The sequence below is a fragment of the Pseudaeromonas paramecii genome, from assembly GCF_039540575.1.
Taxonomy (GTDB): Bacteria; Pseudomonadota; Gammaproteobacteria; order Enterobacterales; family Aeromonadaceae; genus Pseudaeromonas; species Pseudaeromonas paramecii.
Genome location: NZ_BAABFC010000021.1, coordinates 18,269 through 32,087, shown reverse-complemented (window position 1 = coordinate 32,087; position 13,819 = coordinate 18,269). Strand labels below are relative to the sequence as shown.

At 63.6% G+C, this 13,819-nt stretch carries 12 protein-coding genes; 4 read left to right on the top strand and 8 right to left on the bottom strand.

What is annotated here, in order from left to right; all coding sequences use genetic code 11:
- Positions 1-16: 16 nt before the first annotated feature.
- The 4 genes from ABD847_RS14110 to argC are packed head-to-tail and all read right to left on the bottom strand — an operon-like array spanning position 17 to position 3,979.
- Positions 17-1,225: an argininosuccinate synthase gene (locus tag ABD847_RS14110; RefSeq protein ID WP_345014141.1), complete on the bottom strand. Its 1,209-nt coding sequence runs from the start codon at positions 1,223-1,225 to the stop codon at positions 17-19.
- On the bottom strand, positions 1,226-2,143 hold the full coding sequence (locus ABD847_RS14105; protein WP_345014139.1) for an ornithine carbamoyltransferase: 918 nt from the start codon (positions 2,141-2,143) through the stop codon (positions 1,226-1,228).
- A 36-nt stretch (positions 2,144-2,179) separates the two neighbouring features.
- Entirely contained in the window at positions 2,180-2,959 is a 780-nt protein-coding gene (gene argB / locus ABD847_RS14100; protein WP_345014138.1) for an acetylglutamate kinase, read from the bottom strand.
- Positions 2,960-2,971: 12 nt separating this feature from the next.
- Positions 2,972-3,979, bottom strand: coding sequence for an N-acetyl-gamma-glutamyl-phosphate reductase (gene argC, locus ABD847_RS14095; RefSeq protein ID WP_345014137.1), 1,008 nt, complete (start codon positions 3,977-3,979; stop codon positions 2,972-2,974).
- A gap of 242 nt (positions 3,980-4,221) precedes the next feature.
- Here argC and argE point away from each other — a divergent pair, with 242 nt between their 5' ends.
- The 3 genes from argE to ybaK all read left to right on the top strand — a co-directional run bounded on the left by argE (position 4,222) and on the right by ybaK (position 8,690).
- Positions 4,222-5,367: an acetylornithine deacetylase gene (argE, locus tag ABD847_RS14090; RefSeq protein ID WP_345014136.1), complete on the top strand. Its 1,146-nt coding sequence runs from the start codon at positions 4,222-4,224 to the stop codon at positions 5,365-5,367.
- A gap of 145 nt (positions 5,368-5,512) precedes the next feature.
- A complete protein-coding gene (gene ppc, locus ABD847_RS14085; RefSeq protein ID WP_345014134.1) occupies positions 5,513-8,143 on the top strand; it encodes a phosphoenolpyruvate carboxylase in 2,631 nt (876 codons plus the stop codon).
- Between the two features lie 85 nt (positions 8,144-8,228).
- Positions 8,229-8,690, top strand: a complete 462-nt coding sequence (gene ybaK, locus ABD847_RS14080) for a Cys-tRNA(Pro) deacylase (protein WP_345014131.1) — start codon at positions 8,229-8,231, stop codon at positions 8,688-8,690.
- A 168-nt stretch (positions 8,691-8,858) separates the two neighbouring features.
- On the opposite strand, the gene ABD847_RS14075 is transcribed toward ybaK, so the two are convergent.
- Positions 8,859-10,523: an amidase gene (locus ABD847_RS14075; protein ID WP_345014129.1), complete on the bottom strand. Its 1,665-nt coding sequence runs from the start codon at positions 10,521-10,523 to the stop codon at positions 8,859-8,861.
- Positions 10,524-10,959: 436 nt separating this feature from the next.
- Between ABD847_RS14075 and ABD847_RS14070 the strand changes: the two genes are divergently transcribed.
- The gene (locus ABD847_RS14070; RefSeq protein ID WP_345014127.1) at positions 10,960-11,334 is read left to right on the top strand and encodes a YkgJ family cysteine cluster protein; all 375 of its coding nucleotides are present in this window, start codon (positions 10,960-10,962) and stop codon (positions 11,332-11,334) included.
- On the opposite strand, the gene ABD847_RS14065 is transcribed toward ABD847_RS14070, so the two are convergent.
- From ABD847_RS14065 to ABD847_RS14055, 3 genes are read right to left on the bottom strand one after another with little or no spacing between them, the layout of a single operon-like run.
- Complete coding sequence (locus ABD847_RS14065) at positions 11,300-11,707, bottom strand: carboxymuconolactone decarboxylase family protein (protein WP_345014125.1); 408 nt, start codon at positions 11,705-11,707, stop codon at positions 11,300-11,302. The genes ABD847_RS14070 and ABD847_RS14065 overlap by 35 nt on opposite strands.
- A gap of 50 nt (positions 11,708-11,757) precedes the next feature.
- On the bottom strand, positions 11,758-12,126 hold the full coding sequence (locus ABD847_RS14060; RefSeq protein WP_345014123.1) for a MerR family transcriptional regulator: 369 nt from the start codon (positions 12,124-12,126) through the stop codon (positions 11,758-11,760).
- Positions 12,123-13,805 (bottom strand): sensor domain-containing diguanylate cyclase, encoded by a 1,683-nt coding sequence (locus ABD847_RS14055; RefSeq protein WP_345014121.1) that lies wholly within the window; start codon positions 13,803-13,805, stop codon positions 12,123-12,125. The genes ABD847_RS14060 and ABD847_RS14055 overlap by 4 nt, the downstream gene beginning before the upstream one ends.
- Positions 13,806-13,819: the final 14 nt, after the last annotated feature.

The window sequence follows — 13,819 nt, the reverse complement described above, 5'->3', positions numbered from 1 at the left end:
CGCTGGCTGACCCGGCTTACTTGCTCTGCTCCTTGAGGGCGCGGATGCGACTGGCCAGGGTGTAGAGACGGATGAAGCCTTCGGCGTGGCTCTGGTCGTACACCTCGTCGGCACCGAAGGTGGCGAAGTCTTCGGAGTAGAGGCTGTTGACGGAACGCTTCTGCACCGCGGTCACCGAGCCCTTGTACATCTTCAGCACCACCTCACCGGAGAGATCTTCGGCGATGGCGTCGGCAGAGGCCAGGATGGCCTTGCACAGCGGGGTGAACCAGCGGCCGTCATACACCAGGTGGGAGAACTCGGCCCCCAGCTTCTCGCGCCAGGCGCGAGTGGTCTTGTCCAGCACCAGCTCTTCCACCGCCCGCAGGGCAGCCATCATCACGGTGCCACCGGGGGTTTCGTAGCAGCCACGGGACTTCATGCCCACCAGCCGGTTTTCGGTGATGTCGATACGGCCGACGCCATGCTTGGCGGCACGCTCGTTCAGGGTCAGCAGCACCTCGTAGGGCGACAGGGCCTGGTCGTCCACCGCCACCACTTCGCCTTGGGCGACGGTCAGCTTGACGTACTCGGCCTTGTCCGGCGCAGCTTCCGGATCCACGGTCCACTGCCATACAGCGGCGGAGGGTTCGTTCCAGGTGCTTTCCAGCTCGCCACCTTCGGTGGAGATGTGCCAGGCGTTGGCATCCCGGCTGTAGATCTTGGTGATGGACGCCTTGCAGGGAATGTTGCGCTCGGACAGGTAGTTGAGCAGCTCTTCCCGGGAGCGCATGGTCCAGATCCGCCAGGGGGCGATCACCTTCAGCTGCGGCGCCAGGGCGGCCACGGCGCCTTCGAAACGCACCTGGTCGTTGCCCTTGCCGGTGCAGCCGTGGGCGATGGCATCGGCGCCTTCGGCCATGGCCGCTTCCACCATGGCCTTGGCGATCACGGGCCGCGCCATGGAGGTTCCCAGCAGGTAGGTGCCTTCGTAGATGGCGCCGGTCTTCAGGGTCGGATAGACGTAATCCTTGACGAACTCGTCCTTCAGATCCTTGACGATGCACTTGGAGGCACCAGAGGCCAGGGCCTTTTGCTCTACCCCTTCCAGGTCATCGGCCCCTTGCCCCACATCGGCCACGAAGCAGATCACTTCACAGCCGTAGTTTTCCTTGAGCCAGGGCACGATGGCAGAGGTATCCAGACCACCGGAATAGGCCAATACAACCTTGTTGATGCCTTCCATTTACTTGTCTCCTTGATTGATCAGTGTGTGGAGGATGGCGTTCTGGGCATGCATGCGGTTCTCCGCCTCATCCAGGATGAGGGAGGCCGGCCCGTCCATCACTTCCGATGTAATTTCCAATTCCCGGTGCGCCGGCTGGCAGTGCAGCACGTGGCGAATGCCGGTCTTATCCAGCAAGCCCTGGTTGATCTGATAGGGCATGAACTTGTCTTTTACCGTCTCCAGCGGGGTGTTGTCACCCATGGAAACCCAGGTATCGGTGTAGACCACATCGAAGCCCTTAATATCCTCTACCTGGTCGGTGACCGCCAGACGGGCACCGCTCTTTTTCGCCAGGTCCAGAGCCTGATTGAAGATCTGTACGTCCGGGCCGTTGCCCTTGGGGCAGACGGCGGTGACGCTAGTGCCCAGCAAGGCCCCCAGGATCAGCAGGGAGTGGGTCACGTTGTTACCATCGCCCAGGTAGGCCAGCTTGACCTTGGAGAGATCGTCATAGTTCTCGGCGATGGTCATGAAGTCGGCCAGCGCCTGGCAGGGGTGATAAAGGTTGCACAGGGAGTTCACCACCGGCACGCTGGCGTGATCCCGCAGCTCGATCAGCGTCTGATGGTCATAGACCCGCGCGACTATCCCCTCGCACCAGCGTGACAGGTTGCCGGCGAAGTCCTTGACGCTCTCCCGCTGCCCCATGGCGCCGTTTTGCTGATCCAGGTAGACCGCATGGCCCCCCAGACGATTGATGCCGATGTCAAAGGTCACCCGGGTACGCAGGGACGGTTTTTCAAACAGGGTGACCACACTCTTGCCGGCCAGGCTGGTGCGGTAGGCTGCCGGGTCGGCCTTCATGGCGCGGCCCAGGGCAATGAGCCCGAGCAGCTCATCCTGAGTGAATTCCATTGACGTTAACAGGTGACGCATTGCTCTCTCCTTATTGCTTTAAAACGAGTGTGGCGCTCAGGCCATGACCTTGGTCCCCACGGCGCCGCCCGCCAGCAGGCTGGACAGCTGCTCGGGATAACGCCAGCTGGCCACGGCGATGGGCCGGCCCAGGGTGGCGGCGGCGTGCAGGGCAGCCCGCACCTTCACTTCCATGCCGCCAGTGATGACCCCCTTGGCGATCAACTCTTCGGCCTTGGCCTGGCTCATCTCGGGGATCAGTTGGCCCTTGCCATCCAGGATGCCGCTCACATCGGAGAGCATCACCAGATCGGCGCCCAGCAGCTCGGCGATGGCGGTGGCCGCTTGGTCGGCGTTGACGTTCATCAGATCGCCCTGCTCCGTGATACCGATGGAGCTGATGACCGGCATGCAGCCCATGTTCAGCACCGCCTGCACCAGGCTGGCCTCGTTGGGCTGACACTCGCCCACCGCGCCCAGTTCAGGATCCAGCTGGGTGACCTTGCACATGGCGCCGTCCGCCAGACACAGACCCACGCTCTTGATGCCGTGGGCGATGGCCTTGGCCATCATCTGCTTGTTGGCGGTGCCCGCCAGGGCGCCGGCGATCAGCGGAATATGTTCAAACGGGGTGACCCGCAGGCCGTTCTTCTTGGTGCTCTTGAGCCCCAGGCCCTTGAGCAGATCATCCACCAGGCAGCCGCCACCGTGCACCAGCACCAGGGGTCTATGGCTGTCATTGAGGAACTGGGTCAGGCCGTCGAACAGGGCGGTCAGGGCCTCGTCGCTCTCCAGCAGGGTGCCGCCCAGTTTGATTACCAGGGTGTTGTTCGCCATCGTATTCTCCAATCAGATGAGGCCAGTGGTCTGGTCAAAGCCGTAATTGATGTTGATGCACTGCATGGCCTGGGATGAGGCGCCCTTGAGCAGGTTGTCGATGGCGGAGCCCACGATGAGCAGACCATCCTGCAATTGCCAGTGCAGGTCGCAGAAGGGCCGACCGGCCACACTGCGGATAGAGGGCCACTGGGCGCTCAGGCGCACCAGCGGCTGGTGACCGTAGGCGGCCTGATAGGCGGCATCCACCTGCTCGGCGGTCACACCGTCCGCCAGCTGCACATAGAGGGTCGCCAGAATGCCGCGCACGAAGTTGCCCAGGTGCGGCTGGAACACCACGCTGGTGCCCAGGTGATGGCTGATCTCCGGCTGATGGCGGTGGTTGAACACGCCATAGGGATTCAGGCTCACCTCGCAGAAGCTGGTGCCGATGGCGGCCTTGCGACCGGCGCCGGACACACCGGACACCGCATTGATGATGGGCTTGCTACCGGCCTGGATGAGCCCCGCTTCTTGCAGCGGCTTCAGGGCCAGCAGGGAGGCGGTGGGGTAGCAGCCGGGCACGGCGATGAGTTCGGCCTGCGCGATGGCGTCGGCATTCCACTCCGCCAGACCGTAGACGGCCTTGTTCAACCACTCGGGTTGGTTGTGGGCAAAACCATAATACTGGTCATAGAAGCCGGCCTGCTCCACCCGGAAGGCGCCGGAGAGATCGAATACCTTGATACCGGCGGCCAGAAACTGGGGCGCCAGATCCATGCTCACCTCGTGGGCGGTGGCCAGGCAGACCAGATCGGTGCCCGCCATGGCCTCGGCCATGCCTTCGTCGGTCAGCGGCTGCACCGGCAGGTCGATCAGGCCCAGGTATTGGGGATGCAGGGCGGAGAAGGCCTTGTTGGCATCCTGGCTGTTGGCGGAGACGTACAGCCCCTTGAGCTGCAGCTGAGGGTGGCCCTGAACCAGGCCCGCCAGATCTGCGCCGGCATAGCCACTGGCGCCAATGATGACCACGTTAAGCATCTTGCTATTCTCTATCTCGCTACGAAAACCTGAAGGAAGCGGGTCGCCTCGAAACGGGGCTGGACAGGGCATCCTGCCCATGTCAGGGTCGGAGTTTCGTTGTCGCGGCTGCGACACAATTCCGACACACAGTTGCCACTATTTCTTTACCGTGCCGACCAACTCGATTAATTTAATATTTATGCACTGATTTTGCATTTGTATTATTTACCAGATTCACCGCCGGCCCGCAAGGAGCAGTTATGTCCAAGCTAGATTTTTTTCAAATGTATCGGGATATCATCGCCATCCCATCCATCAGCAGCACGGATCCTGCCTGGGATCAGAGCAACCAGCAGGTGATTAATCTGCTGGCGGACTGGTTTACCGGACTGGGCTTTGCGGTGGAGGTACAGCCGGTGGCGGGCTTGGCGGGCAAGTTCAATCTGGTGGCGACCCTGGGCCAGGGCAGTGGCGGCCTGCTGCTGGCGGGGCACACGGATACGGTCCCCTTTGATGCTGACCGCTGGAGCAAGGATCCCTTCAAGGTCACCCAGGAGGGGGATCGCCTCTACGGCCTGGGCACCATCGACATGAAGGGCTTCTTTGCCTTTATTGTCGCCGCCTTGCAGGAGCTGGATCTGACCCAGCTCACCAAGCCCCTGCGCATCCTGGCCACCGCCGACGAAGAGACCACCATGGCCGGCGCCAAGGCCATTGCCGAAGCCGCCAGACTCAAGCCCGACTATGCGGTGATCGGTGAGCCCACCGGCCTGGTCCCCGTCATCATGCACAAAGGCCACATGTCCGAGTCCATCCGCATCACGGGCAAGAGCGGCCACAGCTCAGATCCGGCCAACGGCGTCAACGCCATCGAGCTGATGCATAAAGCCATCGGCAAACTGATGGGGCTGCAGCAAGAATTGAAGGAAAAATACAACAATAACCACTTCAAGGTGCCCTACCCCACCCTGAATTTCGGCGCCATCCACGGTGGGGACAGCCCCAACCGTATCTGCGGCTGCTGTGAGCTGCACATCGACTTGCGGCCCATCCCGGGTGTCAGCCCGGAGGAGCTGGTGGCCTTGCTGCAGGCGAACCTCGGCGAGCTACATGAGTGCCATCCCGGCTGCCTGCACATCAGTCACCTGCATGACCCCATTCCCCCCTATGCCTGCGCCGAGGACTCCCCCCTGATCGCCGAGGCGGAACAGGCCACAGGCCACGCCGCAGAAGCGGTCAACTACTGTACCGAGGCCCCCTTCATCCAGCAGCTGGGCTGCGACACGCTCGTGCTGGGCCCGGGCCACATCGCCCAGGCCCACCAGCCGGACGAGTACCTGGATCTCTCCTTCGTCAAGCCCACCCAGGCTGTGCTGCAGCACCTGGTGCGCCGCTTCTGCTGCTAATTGCCTCAATTGAGCCCGCCCCGCATAAATTTGCAGGTTGGAGCGGGCTCACTATTTGACCTGGCTCACCCATTACGGATAGATTGTTACGTCTGCTGGTGAGGGGCTTCTGTAGTAATCCTCACAAAATTAGGGAAGGACGACTATGAACGACAAGTATGCGGCGCTGCGCGGAAACGTGGGCCTGCTTGGCCAACTATTAGGGAAGACCATCAAGGAGCACATGGGGGAGGAGTTTCTCGACAAGATCGAGACCATTCGCCGCCTGTCCAAATCCGCTCGCAAGGGAAATGCAGAAGATCGTCAACGCCTTCTCGACACCCTGCACAACTTGAGTGATGACGAGCTGCTGCCCGTGGCCCGGGCCTTCAGCCAGTTCCTGAATCTGGCCAACGTGGCCGAACAGTTCCACACCATTTCCCGTCAGGGCGAGGATTACCTGAGTGCCGACGCGCTGGACAAGCTGTTCGTCAAGCTCAAGGCTGCCGACCTGAGCAAGGAGCAGATCCTGCAGGCGGTCACCGATCTCGACATCGAGCTGGTGCTCACCGCTCACCCCACCGAAGTGACCCGCCGCACCCTGATCCACAAGCACGTGCAACTGAACGAATGCCTGGAATACCTGGAGCTACAGGATCTGGGCAACCGTGAGCGTCAGTTCTTCCTGCACCGCATCGAGCAGTTGATCAATCAGGCCTGGCACACCAACGAAATCCGTCAACAGCGGCCCACGCCGGTGGATGAAGCCAAGTGGGGCTTCGCCATGATAGAGAACAACCTGTGGCCCGCCATTCCCGAATTCATGCGTCAGCTGGATGACCGACTGCACGAGGAGTTCGGCCTGCGCCTGCCGCTGGATGCCGCGCCGGTGCGCTTCGCCTCCTGGATGGGTGGCGACCGTGACGGCAACCCCTTCGTCACCGCCAACGTGACCCGGGAAGTGCTGACCCTGTCCCGCTGGGTGGCCATCAACCTGTTCCTCAAGGACATTCAGGAGCTGGTCTCCGAGCTGTCCATGATCGACTGCAGCGCCGAGTTGCGCGCCCGGGTCGGCGAAGGTTCCGAACCCTATCGGGTGCTGCTGCGCTCCCTGCGAGACGATCTGAAAGAAACCCTGCAACACCTGACCACCAAGGTGCAGGGCCAGCGCTCCGAGAGCCGCGACCTCATCACCCGGACCTGTCAGGTACGTGAACCGCTGGAGCTGTGCTACCGCTCCTTGCAGGAGTGCGGCATGAGCATCATCGCCGACGGCCTGCTGCTGGATGTGCTGCGTCGCCTGGCGTGCTTCGGCATCAACCTGAGCAAGCTGGACATCCGTCAGGATGGCGAACGCCACGGCCTGGTGCTGTCCGAGCTGACCCGCTATCTGGGCCTGGGGGATTACGCCCAGTGGAGTGAAGAGGACAAGCAGGCCTTCCTGCTGAACGAGCTCAACTCCCGCCGCCCCCTGCTGCCCCGCGACTGGCAACCCAGCGAAGAATCCCAAGAGGTGCTGGACACCTGCCGGGTGATCGCCGAGGTGGATCCGGATGCCTTCGGCATCTACATCATCTCCATGGCCCGCCAGCCCTCCGACGTGCTGGCGGTACAGCTGCTGCTCAAAGAATGTGGCGTCACCTTCCGCATGCCGGTGGCCCCGCTGTTCGAGACCCAAGCCGACCTGCAAAACGCCGCCGCCGTGATGAACCGTCTGTTGTCCGTCGACTGGTATCGCGGTTATATCCAGGGCCAGCAGTACGTGATGATCGGTTACTCCGACTCCGCCAAGGATGCCGGCATGCTGGCCGCCAACTGGGCCCAGTACCGCGCCATGGAAGAGCTGGTGGCCATCGCCGAGCGCGAAAGCCTCAAGCTCAACCTGTTCCACGGCCGTGGTGGCACCGTGGGTCGTGGCGGTGGGCCGGCTCATCAGGCCATACTGTCGCAACCGCCGGGATCCCTGAAGGGCGGTTTCCGGGTCACCGAGCAGGGCGAGATGATCCGCTTCAAGTTCGGTCTGGCCAAGGTCGCCATCACCAGCCTCAAGCTGTACACCAGCGCCGTGCTGGAAGCCAACCTGTTGCCGCCGGCCAAGCCCAAGCAAGCCTGGTGCGATCTGATGGAGCAGCTGGCCAAGGTCTCCTGCGATCACTACCGCAGCATCATCCGTGGCGAGCCGGACTTTGTGCCCTACTTCCGCGCTTCCACCCCCGAGATGGAGCTGGGCAAGCTGCCCCTGGGTTCACGTCCGTCCAAGCGCAAGCCCAACGGCGGCGTCGAATCCCTGCGCGCCATTCCCTGGATCTTCGCCTGGACCCAGAACCGCCTGATGCTGCCCGCCTGGCTGGGCACCCACGCAGCCCTGGAGCGGGCCATGGCCGATGGCCACGAGGAGCTGCTGCGGGAGATGAGCCGGGAGTGGTTCTTCTTCCGCACCCGGCTGGAGATGCTGGAGATGGTGTTCCTCAAGGCCGACCTGGGTCTGTCCGAGTACTATGACCACCGCCTGGCCCCCGAAGCGCTGTGGCCCCTGGGTCAGCGCCTGCGGGAAGAGCTCAAGGCCTCCATCGCCGCCGTGCTCAAGCTGCGGCCCCAGGGTGGTCTGCTGGATGATCAGCCCTGGATCAAGGAGTCCATCAAGCTGCGCAACCCCTACACGGATCCGTTGAACATGCTGCAGGTGGAGCTGCTCAACCGCTCCCGCACCGATCCCGACTCCCTGCACCCGGAGATCGATCAGGCCCTGATGGTGACCATCGCCGGGATTGCCGCCGGTATGCGCAATACGGGCTAGTCCTGTCACAGCAAGGCCGGGGGAAACCCCGGCCTTTTTCTTTGCCTGCGTTACCTCTGCCCACATCACAATGGAGAATAGGCGTATGACCCCTGCTATCCGTTATCTGCAAATGAGCCAGATCCCCTTCGACAGCCACAGCTATCACTGCGAGGTGAGTGAGGACTTCGGTCGTCACGCCGCCGACCAGCTGGGCCTGCCCGCCGAGGTGGTCTACAAGACCCTGCTGATCCACCAGGAGAAACAGGTGGTGGTGGCCGTCATTCCGGTGGACTGCCACCTCAACCTCAAGGAGGCCGCCAAGGCCGCCGGGCTCAAGAAGGTGGAGATGCTGAAGCCCGCCGATGCCGAGCGCCTCACCGGCTACAAGGTGGGGGGCATCAGCCCCTTCGCCCAGAAGAAGAAGCTGCCCACCCTGCTGGACAGCCGGGCCCTGGCCCAGGAGAAGATCTTGGTCAGTGGCGGCAAGCGTGGCCTGTCGGTGGGGCTGACCCCGGCGGATCTGGTGCGCAGCCTCGGCGCCACCGTGGCGCCCATCGCCGAATGACTCTCAGCCCTGGTAACGCCGCCGGTAGTGGGCGGGCAGACAGCCCACCGGTTCACGGAAGCAGCGGGTAAAGCCGCGCTGATTGGTAACCCCAGCGTCGGTCGATGTCCAACCCCCGGCCATAAAAAAGCCCCTGCAGTGCAGGGGCTTTTGTCTTGGGGCTCGGGCTCAGAGCGCCGGGGTGAAGGTGGGGGCCTGACGGGGCTGGGCCACCTGCTCGTAGCCGTAGGCCAGGTTCAGCAGGGTCTGCTCGTCAAACTCCCGCCCCAGCAGCTCGATGCCCACCGGCAGCGCCGGGTCGGTATCTGCCATGCCGGCCGGCAGCGTCAGGGCCGGGAAGCCGGAGAAGGGGCTCAGGCGGTTGTTGCTGCCGGAGGTGGGCGAGGAGCCCAGCGCCGGTGCCAGCCCCAGGATGCTGGGATAGACCAAGGCATCGAAGGGTTCGCCCTGGGAGACCCCGGCCTCGCTCAGGTTCTCCAGCGCCTGCATCAGGGCACCGCGCACGACTATGGGTCGCTCGATCAGGTTCAGCTGATAGTCGGTGTTGGCACTCTGATCACCACAGAAGGAGCCGTAGAAGGTGAAGGTGGACTGGTTGCGGGTCTCGTACTCCAGGCTGTCGGCCACCGCCTGGAAGCTGGTGTAATGGCCATCCAGTTCGTTGGACCAGGCGCTGAGGTAGCTGGTGAGGTCGTTGCAGAACTCGTAACGGGAGACACTCTTGTAGGTGGACAAGATGGTGTCCAGGTTGGGGATGGTCACCTCCTCCACCAGGGCACCGGCCGCGGTCATCTTCGCCAGCGCCGAGTCCAGCACCGCCTGCACCGCCTGGTTCTCTTCCGACTCGCCATCACCGAACAGGGCCCGCACCACGCCTATGTGCGCCCCCTTGAGGGCGGTGGCGCTCAGGCCGCTGGCGTAGCTGGCAGGCACACCCGTCACCTGCTGGTACTCGTAGGCGGAGGCCACCAGGGGGGCATCGTACTCATAGCTGTTGCGCTGGCCGCTGTCGCTGGCGCTGTCGTAGCCCACCAGGGCATCCATCACCAGGGCACAATCTTCCACGGTACGGCACATGGGGCCGGCGGTGTCCTGGGTATGGGCCAGGGGCACCACGCCATCCTGACTCACCAGCCGCAGGCTGGGACGCAGCCCCACCAGCCCCTCCAAAGAGGAGGGCACCCGAATGGAGCCGCCCGTGTCCGTACCCAACCCCACCATGGCGAAGCTGGCGGCGATGGCGGCGCCGGTCCCGGCGGAGGAACCGCCCGGCCCCTTGGTCTGGTCATAGGCATTCTTCACCTGACCGCCCACCGAGCTGCTGCCCTGGTAGCCGAAGGCGAACTCATCCAGGTTGGCCTTGCCCAGTATGATGGCACCTTGCTCGCGCAGCCGCTTGACTATGTAGGCATCGTCCTCCGGCTGACTGTGTTGCAGGGCCAGACCGCCGGCGGAGGTGGGCATGTCGGCGGTGTCGATGTTGTCCTTGAGCAGGACGGTCACACACTGCAACGGCTGCATGCTCTCGCCAGCAGCCAGCGCCTCATCCTGCTCCCTGGCCGTGGTCAAGGCCTCGTCGCTGACGCTGATGACGCTGTTGAGGGTCGGACCGGTTCTGTCATAGGCCGCAATCCGATCGATATATTGCTGCACCACGGCCTCGCAGCTGGTGGTGCCGGCCGTCAGGGCGGCGTGCAGTTGGGCTATGGTGCCCTCCACCGGGGAAAATTCGGCAACCACCGGATTCGCGGATTCCTTGCTGTCACCACAGCCGGTCAGCAGCGCGGCAACCACCAGGCTGGAGAGCAGGGTCTTGGACGGAAGAATGATCATGTTGCTCCTTGCAATCAAATGACGTCACTCACGTTCGGCAACCAGTTCGCCGACGTACCTGAGGCGGCCATCGCAACGAGCGTGCCAGTTAAGGGCGGTAAGCGGATGTGGGGAGAGTGTCAGGGCAAGTTGAGCAAGGAGCACAGGCGTCATAGGGCAACCTGCATAAGGTGTCGCTGTAAATCACATCGGTTGTAAACTACAGATATAAAAAGAAAAACCATGCAAATATAGAGTGATTGCTCGATTTTGGTGTCGCCGCCTCGCACCAGGGCACCAACCCGCATCAGCTATCCGCACCTTGCCGTCTTCCCCGTGCAAATCCGTCCATCGTCAGAAGATGCAAGCTCAATTGCGCTTTTAAGCGCGCCGGGTAGATTGCTGACAGCTTTCCTGTTGCGCCCGTCCTGGGTCATTGGCCGTATCGGAGTTTCATGTGAGTGGTGACAATGTCTGCATGAGCTGCGGCGCCTGCTGCGGCTTCTTTCGCGTGTCGTTTTATTGGGGAGAGGTGGAAGGGGAATACCAGGTGCCCGAGGCGCTGGTGGAGCCGCTGCCGCCATTTCGCGGCTGCATGCTGGGCACCAACCAGGCCCAGCCGCGCTGTGTGGCCTTGACGGGCACCATAGGCGAGGCGGTGAGCTGCACCATCTACCCCAACCGCCCTTCCCCCTGCCGGGAATTTGAGGCCGGGGATGCCGAGGGCGCCTGCAACCGGGCTCGGGCGGCCTACGGACTGCCGCCCCTGCCCTGGCTGGCCCAGGCCATTGCCGTGGTCAATCAGCCGGCGTCGCCGGCAACGGCAGGCTGATGCCCCGCGCCTGGAACACCCCCTGAGCGGTGAGCACGGCGTTGATCACCACGGGGAAGCCGGCGTAGGCCACCATCTGCAACATCACCTCGATGACCTGCTGCGGCGAGCAACCGACGTTCAGGGCGCCATGCACATGCACCGCCAGCTGGGGCTGGGCATGCCCCATCACCGTCAGGGCCGCCACCGTCGCCAGCTCGCGGCTGGTCAAATCCAGCCCAGGGCGGCTATAGAGGTCGCCGAAGGCAAATTCCACTATGTAGCGGCCCAGATCCGGTGCCACCGGCGCCAGGGCCGCCATCACCTGCTCGCCGGCGGCACCATCGATCTCGGCCAATTTTGCCCAACCGGCGGTAAAACGTGCGTTGTTCATTGCTCAGACTCCCTTGGATGACATGACAGCCTGAGGGTAAAACTTCGAGTTCACTCGAGATCAAGGGCTTTTTCTTGCTGGCGATACCAGGCGATCTTCTGCTCCAGGGCCGCCAGGTGCGCCTGCTGTACCGCCAGGGCTTCGGCCAGCTGCAGCGCATGGCCCTCCAGCAGCTGCCGCCGGGCCGTCAGGCTGCCCTCCCCGGCCAGCCGCAGGGTGGCGTAGTGCTGGATCTGGGCCAGAGGCATGCCGGTGGCCTTGAGCCGCTGGATGAAGCCCACCCACGCCAACTCCCGCTCGCCGTAACGGCGGTGCCCCGCCGGGGAACGATTGACGGGCGCCAGCAGGCCGATCTGTTCGTAGTAGCGCAGGGTGTGCACGCTGAGCCCGGTGCGCCGGGCAAACTCCTGTATCCTCATGACGTCTCCGGCAACAGGCTGTCCAGAGCCGACCGCCCCTGGTGCTTGTGGGCATACATGGCCTGATCCGCCCGTTTGAGCAGCCCAGCCAGGCTGCCATCGCCACGCTGCCACTGCCCCAGCCCCAGGCTCAACCGCACCGGCAACACCTGCCCCTGATAGTGCAGCGGCTGGCAGGCAAAACAGCGTTGCAAGCGCTGCAGCAGGGCACTGGCCTGGGCTTCGTCTGTATCCGGCAGCAAGATGAGGAACTCATCCCCCCCCAGGCGGTATGCCCTATCGTTGATCCGTCGCCGGGCGTCGATGAGCCGCGCCACATGGCGCAGCATGGCATCGCCACACAGGTGGCCCTGGGTGTCGTTGAGCTGTTTGAAGCCGTCGAGATCCAGGGCCAAGGCCGCCAGCGGCGCCCCACGCTGAGCCCGGGCCAGCAGCTCGCCCGCCTGGTTTTCAAATGCCCGCCGGTTCAACAGGCCGGTGAGGCTGTCGGTGGTGGCCTCCAGTTGCGCCCGCAGCTGATCCTCCCGGGTCTGCTTGAGCCGGTCGGCCAGTGCCAGGGACATGAGCACCCCATCCAGCACCAGCCCCAGATCCAGCGCCTTGTAGCCCAGGTAGCTGTAGGGCAACACCCCCATGACGGTCAGCGCCGTCACCAGGGTGCCCAGCAGGCCGCTGGCCGCCCCCAGCAGGAAGAAACGGGCGGAGCCGTTGCCGCGCCACCAGGAATAACAGCCCACCAGGCAGCAGTAGCTGCTGGTCAGGCTCGACAGCAGTATGGCCAGGTGCACATGGGTGGCATAACCCAGCACAGGTGACAGCAGCGCGATCCCCAGCAACCCCCATATCAGCCGGCGGGTCAGCCGGCCCAACCGGCGGTGGCGCTGTGCCAGCCCCAGGAAGGAGCGGGTAAACACCAGGCCGGTGATCAAGAAGGCGAAGATGGCGCCGGACTGCATCCAGTCCTGCCAGTCCGGATGCTGGGCGAACAGCAGGGGGAAGGTGTAGTTGTTGTAGGCGGCGTTCATCAGCAAGAAGCTGCCCAGATACCCCACGTAGGCCAGCTGGTAGCGCCCGCCGGCGGTAGGAAACAGCAGCAGGTTGAACAGCAGCAGGCAAAGGATGGCGCCATAGATGAGGCCGGTGTGCAGGCTGCGCGTCCCCTGATCCAGCAGGAAGTCCCGCTCCGGCATCAGGTTCAGGGAGACGATGAAGGGATCCGGCGTCTGCACCCGCAGGTAGAGCAGGCTGTCACCGGGAGGCAAGACCAGCCGCTGGTTGGGGGGGATCAACGGCAGGCTGCGCCGCTCAAACGGCAGGCCATTGCCGAGGATGAAGCGGGTCAGCTGCCCATCCGCCGCCAGCAGGTAACCGTCGATGCGATGCAGCCAGGGGGCGTCCAGCCAGAGCAGCCGTGTCAGGGAGTGGGCATCGGGATTATTCAGCGGCACTCGAAACCAGTAGCTGGATCGGGTGAAGGGCCGGCTGAACACGGGCCAGCCCACCGGGGTGAAGGCCAGGGCCGGCAGGGCCCTCACCTTATCGAAGCTCAGCTCGCCACGGGTATCCTCCAGGTAGGCCGCCGCCTCCCCCAGACTGAACTGCGCCGGGCGTACATCGAGGGCGGCCCGGGCGTGAGCGCCCAGACACAGCAGCATCAAACACAACAGGCGCAGGATCATAGCTCCTCCCCTCC